The sequence below is a fragment of the Candidatus Paceibacterota bacterium genome (assembly GCA_028714635.1).
GTDB lineage: Bacteria > Patescibacteriota > Minisyncoccia > Phycocordibacterales > JAQTLZ01 > JAQTLZ01.
In genome coordinates this window covers 110,395-123,226 of record JAQTLZ010000003.1, presented here as the reverse complement: position 1 = coordinate 123,226, position 12,832 = coordinate 110,395, and the positions used below count along the sequence as shown (strand labels likewise).

At 43.0% G+C, this 12,832-nt stretch carries 14 protein-coding genes and 2 tRNA genes; 15 read left to right on the top strand and 1 reads right to left on the bottom strand.

Features of this window, described 5'->3' with window-relative positions:
* Positions 1 to 6: 6 nt before the first annotated feature.
* The 14 genes from PHS53_02955 (at position 7) to PHS53_02890 (ending at position 11,303) form a co-directional block, all read left to right on the top strand.
* A tRNA-Thr gene (locus PHS53_02955) sits at positions 7 to 79 on the top strand.
* A gap of 284 nt (positions 80 to 363) precedes the next feature.
* Positions 364 to 1,242 (top strand): PCRF domain-containing protein, encoded by an 879-nt coding sequence (locus PHS53_02950; protein ID MDD5357082.1) that lies wholly within the window; start codon positions 364 to 366, stop codon positions 1,240 to 1,242.
* Between the two features lie 86 nt (positions 1,243 to 1,328).
* On the top strand, positions 1,329 to 2,009 hold the full coding sequence (gene ftsE / locus PHS53_02945) for a cell division ATP-binding protein FtsE (GenBank protein ID MDD5357081.1): 681 nt from the start codon (positions 1,329 to 1,331) through the stop codon (positions 2,007 to 2,009).
* 13 nt (positions 2,010 to 2,022) lie between these two features.
* On the top strand, positions 2,023 to 2,949 hold the full coding sequence (locus tag PHS53_02940; protein ID MDD5357080.1) for a permease-like cell division protein FtsX: 927 nt from the start codon (positions 2,023 to 2,025) through the stop codon (positions 2,947 to 2,949).
* A gap of 10 nt (positions 2,950 to 2,959) precedes the next feature.
* A complete protein-coding gene (locus PHS53_02935) occupies positions 2,960 to 4,609 on the top strand; it encodes a CTP synthase (GenBank protein MDD5357079.1) in 1,650 nt (549 codons plus the stop codon).
* A 522-nt stretch (positions 4,610 to 5,131) separates the two neighbouring features.
* Positions 5,132 to 5,202 (top strand) — tRNA-Gln (locus PHS53_02930).
* Between the two features lie 124 nt (positions 5,203 to 5,326).
* The gene (locus tag PHS53_02925; protein MDD5357078.1) at positions 5,327 to 5,830 is read left to right on the top strand and encodes a DinB family protein; all 504 of its coding nucleotides are present in this window, start codon (positions 5,327 to 5,329) and stop codon (positions 5,828 to 5,830) included.
* Positions 5,831 to 5,849: 19 nt separating this feature from the next.
* Positions 5,850 to 6,284, top strand: coding sequence for an NUDIX hydrolase (locus PHS53_02920; protein MDD5357077.1), 435 nt, complete (start codon positions 5,850 to 5,852; stop codon positions 6,282 to 6,284).
* Between the two features lie 16 nt (positions 6,285 to 6,300).
* Entirely contained in the window at positions 6,301 to 6,729 is a 429-nt protein-coding gene (locus PHS53_02915; protein MDD5357076.1) for a pyridoxamine 5'-phosphate oxidase family protein, read from the top strand.
* A gap of 13 nt (positions 6,730 to 6,742) precedes the next feature.
* The gene (locus PHS53_02910; protein MDD5357075.1) at positions 6,743 to 7,516 is read left to right on the top strand and encodes a hypothetical protein; all 774 of its coding nucleotides are present in this window, start codon (positions 6,743 to 6,745) and stop codon (positions 7,514 to 7,516) included.
* A gap of 33 nt (positions 7,517 to 7,549) precedes the next feature.
* The gene (locus PHS53_02905) at positions 7,550 to 8,248 is read left to right on the top strand and encodes a PIG-L family deacetylase (GenBank protein ID MDD5357074.1); all 699 of its coding nucleotides are present in this window, start codon (positions 7,550 to 7,552) and stop codon (positions 8,246 to 8,248) included.
* Complete coding sequence (gene bshA, locus PHS53_02900; protein MDD5357073.1) at positions 8,193 to 9,425, top strand: N-acetyl-alpha-D-glucosaminyl L-malate synthase BshA; 1,233 nt, start codon at positions 8,193 to 8,195, stop codon at positions 9,423 to 9,425. Before PHS53_02905 ends, bshA begins: the two co-directional genes overlap by 56 nt.
* A gap of 146 nt (positions 9,426 to 9,571) precedes the next feature.
* Positions 9,572 to 10,624 carry a hypothetical protein gene (locus PHS53_02895; protein ID MDD5357072.1) on the top strand — a complete coding sequence of 351 codons (1,053 nt, stop codon included), beginning with the start codon at positions 9,572 to 9,574 and terminating at the stop codon, positions 10,622 to 10,624.
* Position 10,625: 1 nt separating this feature from the next.
* On the top strand, positions 10,626 to 11,303 hold the full coding sequence (locus tag PHS53_02890) for a cohesin domain-containing protein (protein ID MDD5357071.1): 678 nt from the start codon (positions 10,626 to 10,628) through the stop codon (positions 11,301 to 11,303).
* A 76-nt stretch (positions 11,304 to 11,379) separates the two neighbouring features.
* On the opposite strand, the gene PHS53_02885 is transcribed toward PHS53_02890, so the two are convergent.
* Positions 11,380 to 12,072 (bottom strand): hypothetical protein, encoded by a 693-nt coding sequence (locus PHS53_02885; protein ID MDD5357070.1) that lies wholly within the window; start codon positions 12,070 to 12,072, stop codon positions 11,380 to 11,382.
* 167 nt (positions 12,073 to 12,239) lie between these two features.
* Here PHS53_02885 and PHS53_02880 point away from each other — a divergent pair, with 167 nt between their 5' ends.
* Positions 12,240 to 12,821: a hypothetical protein gene (locus tag PHS53_02880; GenBank protein MDD5357069.1), complete on the top strand. Its 582-nt coding sequence runs from the start codon at positions 12,240 to 12,242 to the stop codon at positions 12,819 to 12,821.
* The last annotated feature ends 11 nt before the right edge of the window (positions 12,822 to 12,832 follow it).

The window sequence follows — 12,832 nt, the reverse complement described above, 5'->3', positions numbered from 1 at the left end:
TATATTGCCATCCTAGCTCAGTTGGTAGAGCACCACTTTCGTAAAGTGGGGGTCCCGAGTTCGATCCTCGGGGATGGCTCCCAAATTGCCACAGGAGAATTTAGATGCTAGATTAAAATCTGATGCAGAAAGTGACGGTTCAGCATTGATCGTCCACAAGTTCTGTCGCCTTTCGGGGCGGGTTAGTACAACCCGGTAGTAGCGCCCGATTGAGCCCTCAGGAGTAATCTCTGTTTTCGAGGTATAGCGCGAGCTGTACGTTTTTCTCGAAAGAGGGAAGACCATAGTGATCATGGTCAGCCGCGTCTGGGTACGTCCCGGCGGCAATTTTTTTTGTCCTGATTTTACGCTATACTCTTGCTTATGGTTACGCGTGAAGATAAAGAATCAAAAATTAAAGAACTCGAGGCAAGCATGTCAGCGCCCGATTTTTGGGCTGACAAAAATCGGGCGCAAGCTGTTATCAAAGAGATTCAGACTCTGAAAGAAGAACTTACAGGAGTCGGGAAATTCGATAAAGGCGACGCTATCGTAACTATTTTTTCCGGCGCCGGCGGGGATGATGCAGAAGATTTTTCTGGAATGCTCTTTCAGATGTACACCAAATACGCAGATAAAAAGGGTTGGGGAATGGTGATTCTTTCTCAAAACGAAAACGATCATGGCGGATATCGAAACATCTCTTTTGAAATTTTGGGGAAGGAGGTCTATGGTACGCTTAAAAATGAATCGGGGGTGCATCGTCTCGTGCGCATTTCTCCCTTTGGCGCAAAAGGCATACGACAGACTTCTTTTTCACTCGTAGAAGTTTTACCGAAATTTGAAAAGATGGATGAAATTGAAATTCCTCCCCAAGATATTAAAATCGAAACTGCAAAAGCCGGCGGTCCTGGCGGGCAAAATGTAAATAAACGCGAGACGGCAGTGCGAGCGGTGCATACCCCAACAGGATTTTCTGTCCATGTGACGAGCGAGCGCTCGCAGGCGCAAAATCGCGAGAAGGCAATCGCGATGATAAAAGCAAAAATTTATAAAAAGCAGGAAGACGACAGAAAGAAAAAAGAAAAAGGGATGGCGATAAGTTCCTCGACTGATATCGAGTGGGGAAGCCAGATCCGCTCGTATGTGCTTCATCCTTACAAGATGGTGAAAGACCACAGAACGGAAGCGGAAACTTCAAATGCTGATAAAGTTCTTGCTGGGGATCTCGATCTTTTTATTGAAGCCGAGAAAGGTCTCTAGATCTCTCGTAAAGAGAGGTGATTTTTTAATGGAGGGTGTTATACTGTAGAAGTGTCTCTTTGTGAGTTCATCCAGTATTTTTCCTAATGATCTATTTCGAAAACGTATCTAAAGTGTATGGCGATAACTCCGTGGCTCTCTCTGACGTGAGCTTTAAGGTGTTGCCAAAAGAATTCGTATCCATCGTTGGACATTCCGGCGCTGGCAAGACGACTCTCCTTAAAATGATATTTGCCGAGGAACGTCCGACTTCCGGCAAAGTATTTCTTGAATCCGTGGATATCGAAAGACTCAAGAGAAAAGAGGTAAGTCAGCTACGCCGCCGCATCGGCACAGTGTTTCAGGATTTCCGGCTTCTTCCCGACAAAACAGCCTACGAAAATATCGCTTTTGCCATGGAAGCTTCAGGGAGGACTGACGAGGAAATCGCGGCTGATGTCCCGCACGTGCTTGAACTGGTGGGGCTTGGGGACAAAGTATTGAATTTCCCACGGGAGCTTTCTGGCGGAGAAAAACAGCGTGTAGCAATCGCTCGAGCGATCGTCAATCAGCCGGATATTTTGATTGCCGATGAACCGACAGGGAACCTTGATCCCATAAATACGCTTGATATTGTCCAAATTTTAAAGAAGATTCATGAGCTTGGCACGACCGTCATCCTTACAACTCACAATAGAGGAGTGGTGGATTCGGTTGGCGGCCGAGTTATCACAATGGATATGGGGAAGATCGTCCGCGACGATAAAGACGGCAAGTATATTTTATAAATAAAAATCAATTATGCTTTGGACAAAAATAAAAAGAGTGTTTCGAGCAGGGTTCACCAGTTTCTGGAGGAATGGTTTCGTTTCACTCGCATCTGTGCTCGTTCTTATCGTCACTCTTTTTGTCATCGGCTCTCTTATCTTTGCTTCCGCAACGCTTTCTTCAACCCTCACCCAAATTCAAAATAAAGTCGATATCAACGTTTATTTCGTGACAACGGCGAGCGAAGACGACATTCTCTCTCTCAAGAAAACACTTGAAGCATTGCCGGAAGTTGCCCACGTCGATTATATTTCGCGGGATAAAGCCCTCGCCGATTTCAAAGAAAAACACCAGACAGATCAGCTGACTCTTCAGGCGCTCGACGAGCTCGGAGACAATCCACTTGGCGCAGTTTTGAATATTAAAGCAAAAGATCCGTCTCAATATGAAGGCATTGCAACGTTCCTTAATGGGAAAAACGCTCTTTCAAGCGATGGTAATACAATCATTGATAAAGTTAATTATTTTCAAAATAAAATCGCTATCGATAGACTTACCCGCATTATCCAGGCAGGACAGAAGCTTGGGTTTACTCTTACGATTATTTTAGCTATTATATCGGTGCTTATCACATTCAATACAATTCGCCTGGCAATTTACACCGCGCGCGAAGAAATTTCCGTGATGAGGCTTGTGGGAGCAAGCAACCGCTATATCCGGGGGCCGTTCGTTGTTACAGGGATTTTCTACGGACTTATCTCCGCTCTGTTTACCCTAGTTCTTTTTTATCCGATCACTTTTTGGCTTGGGCCAAAAACGGAGAATTTCTTTACAGGCATCAATATTTTTGATTACTATAAAGCGAATTTTGGGGAGATTTTCCTCATTATCACGTTGTCAGGGATTTTCATCAGTGCAGTATCAAGTTTTTTGGCGACAAGAAAGTATTTGAAAATTTAACCGAATTTATATGAAAAAACAAAACCACAAATATATATTTGTGATAGGAGGGGTTATGTCCGGAGTAGGGAAAGGCATCGCGACATCTTCTATCGGTCGAATCCTCGAAGCTAAGGGCTTCAATGTCAATCCGATCAAGATCGATCCGTATCTCAATGTTGATGCGGGAACTATGAACCCCACCGAGCATGGTGAGGTTTTCGTTTTAAATTCGGGCCTTGAAACTGACCAGGATATGGGCAATTATGAGCGCTTTATGGAAAAGGATCTTACGCCGGAAGACTATATGACAAGCGGAATGGTGTATAAGACGGTGATCGATCGTGAGCGCTCGCTTGGCTATGCTGGTAAATTTGTTGAGGCGATTCCGCATATTACGAATGAAATCAAAGAGCGGATTATCAGAGCGGCAAAAGTAAATAAATCAGACATCTCTCTTATTGAGATTGGGGGAACGGTCGGCGATTATCAGAACATTCTCTTTATTGAAGCTGCGCGAACTTTGAAGATCAGAAATCCTCACGATGTTTTCTTTGTGCTTGTGAGTTATCTTCCTGTCCCTTCAAAGCTCGGCGAGATGAAGACGCGTCCGACTCAGAATGCTGTGCATCAGCTTAATTCCTATGGAGTTCAGCCGGATATGATCATCGCGCGAAGCCACATTCCGCTTGATAAAAAAAGAAAGCAGAAGATTGCCATCTGGTGCAGTATTTCGGAAGAAAATGTGATTTCCGCTCCCGATGTTGATAGTGTGTACGATGTTCCAGTCAATTTTGACAAAGACAAAATCGGAGAGATTATTCTTAAAAATCTCGGCCTTACCGCCCCTAAAAAGGGAGATGTGCTCAAAGATTGGAAAAAATTCGTTGCTAAGACCAAAAATGGCACCTCAACTCTGAAGATTGCGGTAGTTGGAAAATATTTTGATACAGGAGACTTCTTTCTCTCCGACGCGTATATCTCTGTCATCGAAGCAGTAAAGTTCTCCGCATATTGGCAGAATGCAAAAGCTGACCTTACCTGGATAAACTCGAAAGATTTTGAAACCGGAAAATTAAAAATTGAAGCATTACGAGAATACGATGGCATTATCGTTCCTGGAGGTTTCGGTTCTTCTGGAATCGAAGGGGTCATTGAAACTATCCGTTTCGCTCGTGAGAAGGGTATTCCATACTTCGGACTTTGCTACGGAATGCAGCTTGCTGTTGTAGAGTTTGCTCGAAACGTTGTTGGGCTCAAAGATGCCAATACCACAGAAATTAATCCAAAAACAAAATATCCCGTTATCGACATTATGTCCGATCAGAAAGTGCTTCTTGCAAACGGGAATTATGGAGGTTCGATGCGCTTGGGTTCCTATCCGGCACATTTGAAAAAAGGCACTGTTGCTATGAAAGCGTATGGAAAAGCAAAAATAAGCGAGCGGCATCGACATCGCTATGAAGTAAATCCTGAATTCATAACGCAAATCGAAGAACAAGGTTTGGTATTTTCTGGTATGTCACCATCAGGAAAACTTATGGAAATCGCAGAGCTTCCAGAGTCAGTGCATCCATTCTTTCTTGGAACGCAGTTTCATCCGGAATTTCTCGCGCGACCTCTCTCTCCGCATCCTCTGTTCTCAGCGTTTATTGCGGCATGTCTCAAGGTGAAAAAATAAAGACGAAAAACTGGCTCCGGCCAGTTTTTTTATCCTTCGACATTTCGAATAAAATTTGCTATAAATTTTGTCGTAATAGTACATCGTCTCTGGCGAACCGGAGACAAATCCGTGCCTCTATCTAGGGGCTAGTCTGTGAGGGAGGGAAGTTATGGCCGCTGGTATCTGTGACCTGTGCAGGAGTCCCGTGAAATCGGGAGGGAATCGGCACCGCGCAGGCGGGTGTTCCTTCCAGGGCGGGCGCCGCAAACGGCCGGTTCGGTCGACGAAGCTGCATAGGCGGCATCTCGTTCCGGCGTAGTCAAATTGAGCCACACAGTGAGACTATGTCTCACTGTGTGGCCGTTTTATTTAAGTGGATTTTTCGTCATTTTTCGTATAAGCTGGTTTAGTATTATGGGCTTAGTTCTGTTTCTGTAATTGAATTGCGGGTTCGTCTAATGGTGGGAATGAAAAGCAAACTGCTTTGCTTTTCATCCGGTTCTTTAATAAGAAATCGTCATTGTTTTTTATGGGTAAAGCTGCGGGATCGTCTAACGGTAGGACGTCGCTCTCTGGAAGCGAAAATTTTGGTTCGATTCCAAGTCCCGCAGCTTTGGCCGGAAAAAATAGACGATAGGGACCTCTCTCTGGAAATGATCAGTACCAAACAAGTCACTGGTCGTGTAACGACCGAGACTCCCTGACCCCTCCAAAATAATTTGATATAATAGCAATATGAACACAAATACATTCGCACAAGAATTCCTTAGAGAATTAAAAACAGAAATCGCCGCTTCCCGTAAGTGTATCGAGAGAATTCCTGAAAGTGTCTTTAACTATAAGCCTCATGAAAAATCCATGGCGATGGGATATCTGACCGTTATTGTCGCTGAAGTTCCTAGATGGATTGCGATAACCATAGAAAAAGGTGAAATAGATTTTGCAACGTGGGAAAAATATAAACTTACTACAAATGCGGAACTCGTAAAATATTTTGATAAAAATGTTGAGTGGGCAGAGAACGCTCTGAAAAATACTACCGATGAAGCTTTAGAAGAGATGTTTTACCTCAAAATGGGTGGGAAAGAACTTATGAAATCTTTAAAGAAGGAAAGCGTGAGTAGCCAGATCAATCACTGGATTCATCATCGCGGACAGCTTACGGTATATATGCGTCTCAATAATATCCCCGTACCTTCTATCTACGGCCCCTCTGCTGACGAGAATACGTTTAAATAGGGATCACATCATAGCGATTATGATCTCCCAAACTGAAATCAAAGATTTCGATAAAAAGTTCGATGTTGTCAGCGCTTTTGTGGAACATAAAGGGAGAATATTGCTTTTGCATCGGCAAGATCACAAACCTCAAGGCGATACCTGGGGAGTTCCGGCGGGCAAGGTAGACGAAGGCGAAAATTTTCTCGAAGCTCTCGTGAGAGAAGTGCAAGAAGAAATCGGTTTACTATCTAAAAAAGATAACTATATTTCCTTGGGAAGTTATTATGTAAGATACCGCGACTATGATTTTTTATATCACTCCTATCGCGTGATTCTGAAAGACGAGCCCAAACTGGCCCTGAATCCAAAGGAGCATAAAGATTTTCGATGGGTCGAGCCTAAAGATGCTTTAGGATTTAATTTAATTCAGGATGAAGATATGTGTATCAAATGGGCTTATGGAATAAAATAGAGTATATAATCAAACTATGCCCCCAGAAATTCTAAACTATATAAAAACAGAGCGGGTAGGTGTGCTGGCAGTAGAAATGCTTGATGGGTCACCCCACGCTGCAACAGTGCACTTTGCTCATACTGAAAATCCGCTTGTATTTTATTTTGAAACCTATCGTGAATACCGAAAAGCCGAACCTCTTTTCAGCAGAGAAGTTACGAGGGCTTCTTTTGTCATTGGTACTGACGAGAGGATCATGAAGACACTTCAGTTCGATGGTATCGTACAACTTTTAAAAAAAGATGAGATGGAAATTTTCGATTCAGTGTATCTTGGAAAGTTTCCAGAGAAAAAAGAGAAATCAAAAGATCCAAAGTTTGTATTTTTCAAATTCATTCCTAACCGGTGGAGATTTACGGATTGGAAAACTCCGAATGGTAAGGCGATTTTGACTTCGAAATAAATTAAAACGACATATGCCGACCCCTGTCATTTGTTTTGGCCAGCAACCCTGTGGGATTTTCCCCAAGCGTTTTCTCTATGCAAAGACACAGACCGCTCGGAAATTGCAAAAGGAGATTGGCGGGAAAATTGTCTTTTTCTATCACGACAGCGACGCTGATTATCGAGAAACAATCACTATCCTTGAGGATTTGAAAACAAGGGAAGAGGGACGATTGAATTTTACCCAGGAGAACAAAATTCAGAAAAAATATTCTCCGCTGTATCTCAAAAAGATTCCTGTCGGATGGAAAGGGGAGATTTTACGAAAATTGCCCCGTTTTGTCGGTAAAAAAATGATAGATATTTTCGCGGATGCTATAGGAGACAATGCTGCGGATTTTTGTCTCGATATGTACAAACGGATGGGACTTCTCGAGGGAATTGAAGTCATGCGCTCATCAGACAAAGATTTTCGTGCTGAAGCGTCGGAGTTATCAGAGTTTTTCGCTGATATCCCATACGAGGGAGAAATTGTGCGCGCTGAAATGCACGAAGGGAGCTTTCGTCTTCATGAAGGTGGAGGGAAATATTTTACGATTCCTGCACCTGTGAAAATCGAGAAGTGGCAGAAAAATCCAGGGCGTGATGAGCGTTTTGCTTGGATGCAATCGGTAATTCGTGGCACGCACTACATTTCTGGAGCGGGCGAGGGTGCGTATCTTAAAAAGCCAGATTTTCCCGAAGTTACTTTTGTAGATCGGCAGGAAATAGAAAAAAGCGAGTATGCCTATATTGGTGAAGTGTAGTAAACTTATTAATCAAGATCGCAATTAAATTCTATGTCTAAAAAAATTCTTGCATTTGGTGCGCACCCAGACGATGTCGAATTTGGCTGTGCGGGGCTTCTTATTAAAGAGATCGAATCGGGTTCACAAGTTAAAATTGTTGTCTGCTCGCTTGGAGAAGCGGGGACGAACGGCACTTCAGAGGGTCGCCAGAGGGAAGCAGAAATGGCAGCGAAGCTCATCGGTGCAGAGATTGAATTTATATCATTAGGGGGAGATTCGCATATGGAAAACACTCCCGAAAATGCGTTTAAGCTTGCAAAGATCATCCGCGAATACAAGCCAAACATTGTTCTCTCCACCTCATATTTCGAGAATCAGCATCCAGATCATTATGCTCTTTCTCAAATGGCTCGCTCCGCTTCTCGTCTTGCTCGTTACGGCGGATTAGAGGAATTAAAAAAACTTCCTTCTCATACTATCGAGAGCCTTTATTTTTATCCATCAAGCCATGGATTCGAGAAAAAACCCGATATCATTATCGATGTTTCGGCGCAGTATGATACATGGATGAAGGCTGTCGCGCTCCATGAAAGTCAGATGAAAACAAAAAATTATATGAATATGATCGAAAGCCGTGCAAAAGCCTACGGCGCCTCGATTGATGTCAAATATGCAACAATACTTTGGGTGAACGATGCGATTCGAACCAATACTCTGTCTCAACTGGGTTCTTCCGCGAGAAATTATTAAAATGGGATTTTTTACTACTTCAAAGAAGGAGACTTCAAAGTCTCTTAAAATAGGAATCGTCTGCTATCCATCCGTCGGCGGGAGCGGGATTGTGGCGACTGGGCTTGGAAGCGAACTCGCAAAGAGGGGACACGAAGTTCATTTTTTAAGCTATGATCCGCCCTTCGCGCTCGATAGGAAATTACCGAATATCTTTTTTCATAAAGTTGATTTCAACGGCCACGAGCTTTTTAAATACCCAGATTATACGCTCCCACTTGCAGTGAGGATTGTGGATGTATGTAAAGAATTCAAGCTCGATATTTTACACGTGCATTATGCCGTGCCACATGCCACTGCGGCACTTCTGGCGAAAGATATTGCAGACGAGGAAAAGATTCCTTTTCCAAACATAATCACGACCCTTCACGGCACTGACATTACCCTTCTCGCGCTGGACAAAACAGTGATGCCAGTTATCAAGTATTCTATTGAAAGTTCGTGCGGAGTTACGGCAGTTTCAGAAAGTTTGAAAAAAGATACGATAAAAAATCTTGATACCAAAAAACACATCGAGGTTATTCATAATTTCTATACTCCAAAGAAAATAACAAAAAGCACCGAGGAAGTGAGGAAAGAGATCGGGGTGGCCAGTACAGATTTCCTAGCAATTCATCTTTCTAATCTGCGAAAAGTAAAAAGAATTCCTGATCTTTTGGCGATTCTCGGCAAAGTCAAAGAAAATAAGAAAATTAAACTCTTTATTCTTGCAGGAGCTGATTTTGCTTCCTTTCAATCTCTTGTCGAGGAATTAGGCATAGGCGACCAGATAATTATAAAACGAAATGTCCTCGACATCGAAAATTATATTAATGCCGCTGATATTGGTATCTACACGTCAGAGACTGAAAGTTTTGGAATGGGGATTCTTGAGACGATGTCGTATGGCAAGCCGGTGCTTGCAACAGATGCTGGTGGAATTGGAGAAGTTATGAAAGACAGCGAAACAGGATATTTATTTGGAGTGGGGAAGGTGGATGATTTTGCACAAAAGCTTCTGGAACTTTCCCATGATGAAACTTTGGTGAAAAAACTTGGCGAAAATGCAAAAGAACGGGCCCGATCAAGCTTTTGCTCTGAAAAAATCGTCGCGCAGTATGAAGAGTACTACAGAAAAATAATTTTCTCGTGCGGGTAGTGTTCAAAACAGCCTGGTTCCCCATTCGGAGAATTAGTTGACTTTTTATATTTGTTAGTGTATAGTAGTACTGTTAGACACGAATCTGTTTTTATGGCTCTTTAGAGCCTTTTTTTAATGCCTTTTATCAATATTTAAACGAAATTATGAAAAGTTACAAATTGATTTCAGTAGGTCTTCTTGCTATTGCTATATTTGCTTTTGCCCATACAGTATCAGCAACTACTATCTTGCCCAGAGTATTCATTACTTCAAGCACTGCCGGCACCGACCCTGTTGCTATATCCGTTTCAGGATTTTTGACAGCATCTGCTGATATTAGTACGTACAGAGTTCGCATCGTCCTCCACACAAGTGAATCAGATGTTATTATTAATCCAAACTTTCTACCGCTTTCTTCTGGGGCAAATGATTTTAGATTTCTCTCTACCACTCCGGACAAGTATATTGTTGGTTGCGTAGCAACAGCGATTCTTGAACATAGTTCGGGGGATTCATACGTAACCGATTACTCTAGCAATTCCGCTCCTTGCAGTGGGAAGCTTCATGTTGTTACTCATGTTATTAATGACAATTCCGGTACGCTTACTGCTCCTAGCTTTCAGACCAGATCAAAGGATTCTGTAACCAGTGGCAACGCAGCAGGGAAAGAGGATCCTGGACAACTTTTTCAAATTCATCCCGGAAGCTATACGATCGATGTCGTAGACACCCATGACTATACAAAAAGTTTTTCGGAAGATTGTACAGGAACTTTCATCAAAGATGAGACAAAAACTTGTACCATTACTTTAAACGATCCCGCTCCAGCTTCAACGCCAACTCCTGAAGTGACACCAAGCCCCACGCCGTCCGTGACGCCAGAACCCACCCCATCTCCAACACCGGAAGTTACTCCCACACCCACTCCTGAGGTAACACCAAGTCCAACCCCAGAAATTACCCCGACGCCGACACCTTCGCCTACTCCTGAAGCGACACCAACTCCATCTCCTACACCAGCTCGTCACACATCCGGTGGCGGTTCTTCCGGAGGATCAGGAAAAGTTTTGGGTGCTCATACCTTCAGCATCCTCGACTTCAATCTTCTTATCGTAAATTGGGGGAAGAAGGGAACAAATAATTCTGCAGACTTCAACAGCGATGGCGTCGTAGATATTTTGGATTTTAATCAATTACTCATTAACTGGGCAAAATAATATGAAAAAAATTATCTTTTCTTTTATCGTTCTTGCGGTGGCTGTTCCAGCTTTTGCTTCTGCAGCTGCTAATGTTTCTCTTACTCCTTCAACGTTCAATGTGAAAGCTGGTCAGACAGTTGCCGTACAGGTTTCAGTAAATCCTGCAGGGGAGAATGTGTATACTTCGAAGGTTGTTCTTTCTTATTCGAAAGATCTTTTGAAGGCTACGGCGTTTAATTTTGCTCCCGTATGGCTCCCGCTTTCGCAACCAGGCTACGACAGTATGGATTCAGGCTTAGTTATAAAGACTGCTGGATATCCCGGAGGAGTATCGACTAGCAAGGTTTTCGGTACAGTAACATTTACTGCGCTCAAATCAGGTACAGCTTCTATTGGAGTTATGAGCGATACACAGATCTATAACGCTCAAAACAAAAATGTATTTTCTGGCAATGGAGGCGCGCCAGTTCAGGTTACAATTTCAAATGCGACAGTTTCTGGAAATAATTCTGTTGCTGGGGGAACGAACAGCACAGTTCAGGGAGCTTCGACAACAGCAACACCTGTAGTGGTGAAAGATGTGGCTGCGGAGGGAGGAAGTGCTACGAAAAATTATACTTCGTATATTCTTGGAGCACTCGTTCTTCTTGCTCTTGGTGCAGCAGCACGGCTTATCTTCGGCAAGACGACAAAGTAAATTTAAAAATAGGATGAAGAAAAAAACACCCCGTTGAATCAGGGTGTTTTTTTCTTCATCTAAAACTGACAAGAAATTATTCCTGAAATAGCTTCACGAACCACCCAAAGACGCTGAAAGTGTCTTCGTGAGCTGTTACAAACGCATCCAGTTTTACTTGTTCATCTTGTAGTACTTGGATCTGTGCGTTCAGCTCTGCCCGAGCTTCTACGCTTGTTGTTCTGTCGAGAAGTTTCTTGAGCCGATCAATGTTATTGCTTGTTACTGCGATTTGGCTTCGGATGACGCCGAGATTTTTGTAGTCGCTTCCAAAGAGGAATGTTCGCACTGCTCCTCTTTCTTCTACCTTCGCCATTGCAGACGCTGTAGTTGTTGCAGAATCATTCTGTGCTTGAGCCACTGCCCGCACTTCCGCTCCGATACCGCCCTCTCTATCGGCGACAGCGAGAAGCGTCTTAACGAAAGTTGCTACCGTACTTCGGTGTGCTTCTGCTGTGACACTTCCTCCCGCATTGCTTGTGCTTGAGGCGTTTTCGTTGTTTTCCTTCGCTTCACTGCTTGTAGCATTGCCCCGATCTTCATTCTTTGCAGCACTGCTCGTTGCGTTACCGTGAACCTCGGTTTCTGTTGAAGCACTCACGCCACTACCCTGTGCTTCGACTCCAACATTTGTATCCACTTTAACGCCAAGTCCTTGGGCTCCCACAACCGAGAAAAGTGCTCCCGAAAGAAGGAGGGCACTTCCAATAAATACTATTTTTGTCTTCATACTTATGTAATTAAATTATTAATTAAGCTAATACTAGGCACATCTCTATTGTACCACTTGCTTCGTCTGCAAATATATGACGTTCTCTATTAGAAATTGTTACATTTTGCCCATTGCTCCTTTGGGCGTTTTGGGACTATAATTACTCCTAATAACAACACATTTTTATGTCTCTCGAACAAGGAAATTTCGATATCAAAACAGCAGATGATTTGGAAGATGAAATTGTTCCTGAAAAAATAGATGTTGCTCCAGTTTTTGACGAAAAAACTTTACGAGAGGAGAGGCGAAAAGCCTCTTACAACCCAAACGAAGATCCTAACTTTATTAGATTTGCTAACAAACGTTGGGAAAATGGCCCGTCGCGCGAAAAAGAGTTTGGCGTGCCAGAGAAAGAGAAAATCTATCCTGATCCGTTTGACGACCCTGCTTTTAAAGAAGTAGCGCGCATTGTCATAGGCGAAGGAGGAAAACAATCCGAAGAACAAGTTATCGAACAGGCTATCAGAGGTTTTATAAAAACATACCCGAAAAAAGCAAAATTCTATAGCTTCAATCCTGAAAGTGCAGAAGTGGGAAGGCTTTTAGAACTTGAATTCACGCGCAAGAAACTGGAAGGAATTTCTTACGATGGAAAGAAGATTGAACCTCTGAAACCAGTTCTGCCAATGGGATATGTTCCTCCAAATGAAAAGCCAAAAACATTCTGGGGCAAAACAAAAAGTTTTTTCGGCAGTATTTTCAGCTAATTTCCCTGGGT

Excerpts from the sequence above, each read along its gene's own strand:
- PHS53_02950 (MDD5357082.1), top strand. The coding sequence starts at position 364 with ATGGTTACGCGTGAAGATAAAGAATCAAAAATTAAAGAACTCGAGGCA.
- ftsE (MDD5357081.1), top strand. The coding sequence starts at position 1,329 with ATGATCTATTTCGAAAACGTATCTAAAGTGTATGGCGATAACTCCGTG.
- PHS53_02940 (MDD5357080.1), top strand. The coding sequence starts at position 2,023 with ATGCTTTGGACAAAAATAAAAAGAGTGTTTCGAGCAGGGTTCACCAGT.
- PHS53_02935 (MDD5357079.1), top strand. The coding sequence starts at position 2,960 with ATGAAAAAACAAAACCACAAATATATATTTGTGATAGGAGGGGTTATG.
- PHS53_02925 (MDD5357078.1), top strand. The coding sequence starts at position 5,327 with ATGAACACAAATACATTCGCACAAGAATTCCTTAGAGAATTAAAAACA.
- PHS53_02920 (MDD5357077.1), top strand. The coding sequence starts at position 5,850 with ATGATCTCCCAAACTGAAATCAAAGATTTCGATAAAAAGTTCGATGTT.
- PHS53_02915 (MDD5357076.1), top strand. The coding sequence starts at position 6,301 with ATGCCCCCAGAAATTCTAAACTATATAAAAACAGAGCGGGTAGGTGTG.
- PHS53_02910 (MDD5357075.1), top strand. The coding sequence starts at position 6,743 with ATGCCGACCCCTGTCATTTGTTTTGGCCAGCAACCCTGTGGGATTTTC.
- PHS53_02905 (MDD5357074.1), top strand. The coding sequence starts at position 7,550 with ATGTCTAAAAAAATTCTTGCATTTGGTGCGCACCCAGACGATGTCGAA.
- bshA (MDD5357073.1), top strand. The coding sequence starts at position 8,193 with ATGCGATTCGAACCAATACTCTGTCTCAACTGGGTTCTTCCGCGAGAA.
- PHS53_02895 (MDD5357072.1), top strand. The coding sequence starts at position 9,572 with ATGAAAAGTTACAAATTGATTTCAGTAGGTCTTCTTGCTATTGCTATA.
- PHS53_02890 (MDD5357071.1), top strand. The coding sequence starts at position 10,626 with ATGAAAAAAATTATCTTTTCTTTTATCGTTCTTGCGGTGGCTGTTCCA.
- PHS53_02885 (MDD5357070.1), bottom strand. The coding sequence starts at position 12,072 with ATGAAGACAAAAATAGTATTTATTGGAAGTGCCCTCCTTCTTTCGGGA.
- PHS53_02880 (MDD5357069.1), top strand. The coding sequence starts at position 12,240 with ATGTCTCTCGAACAAGGAAATTTCGATATCAAAACAGCAGATGATTTG.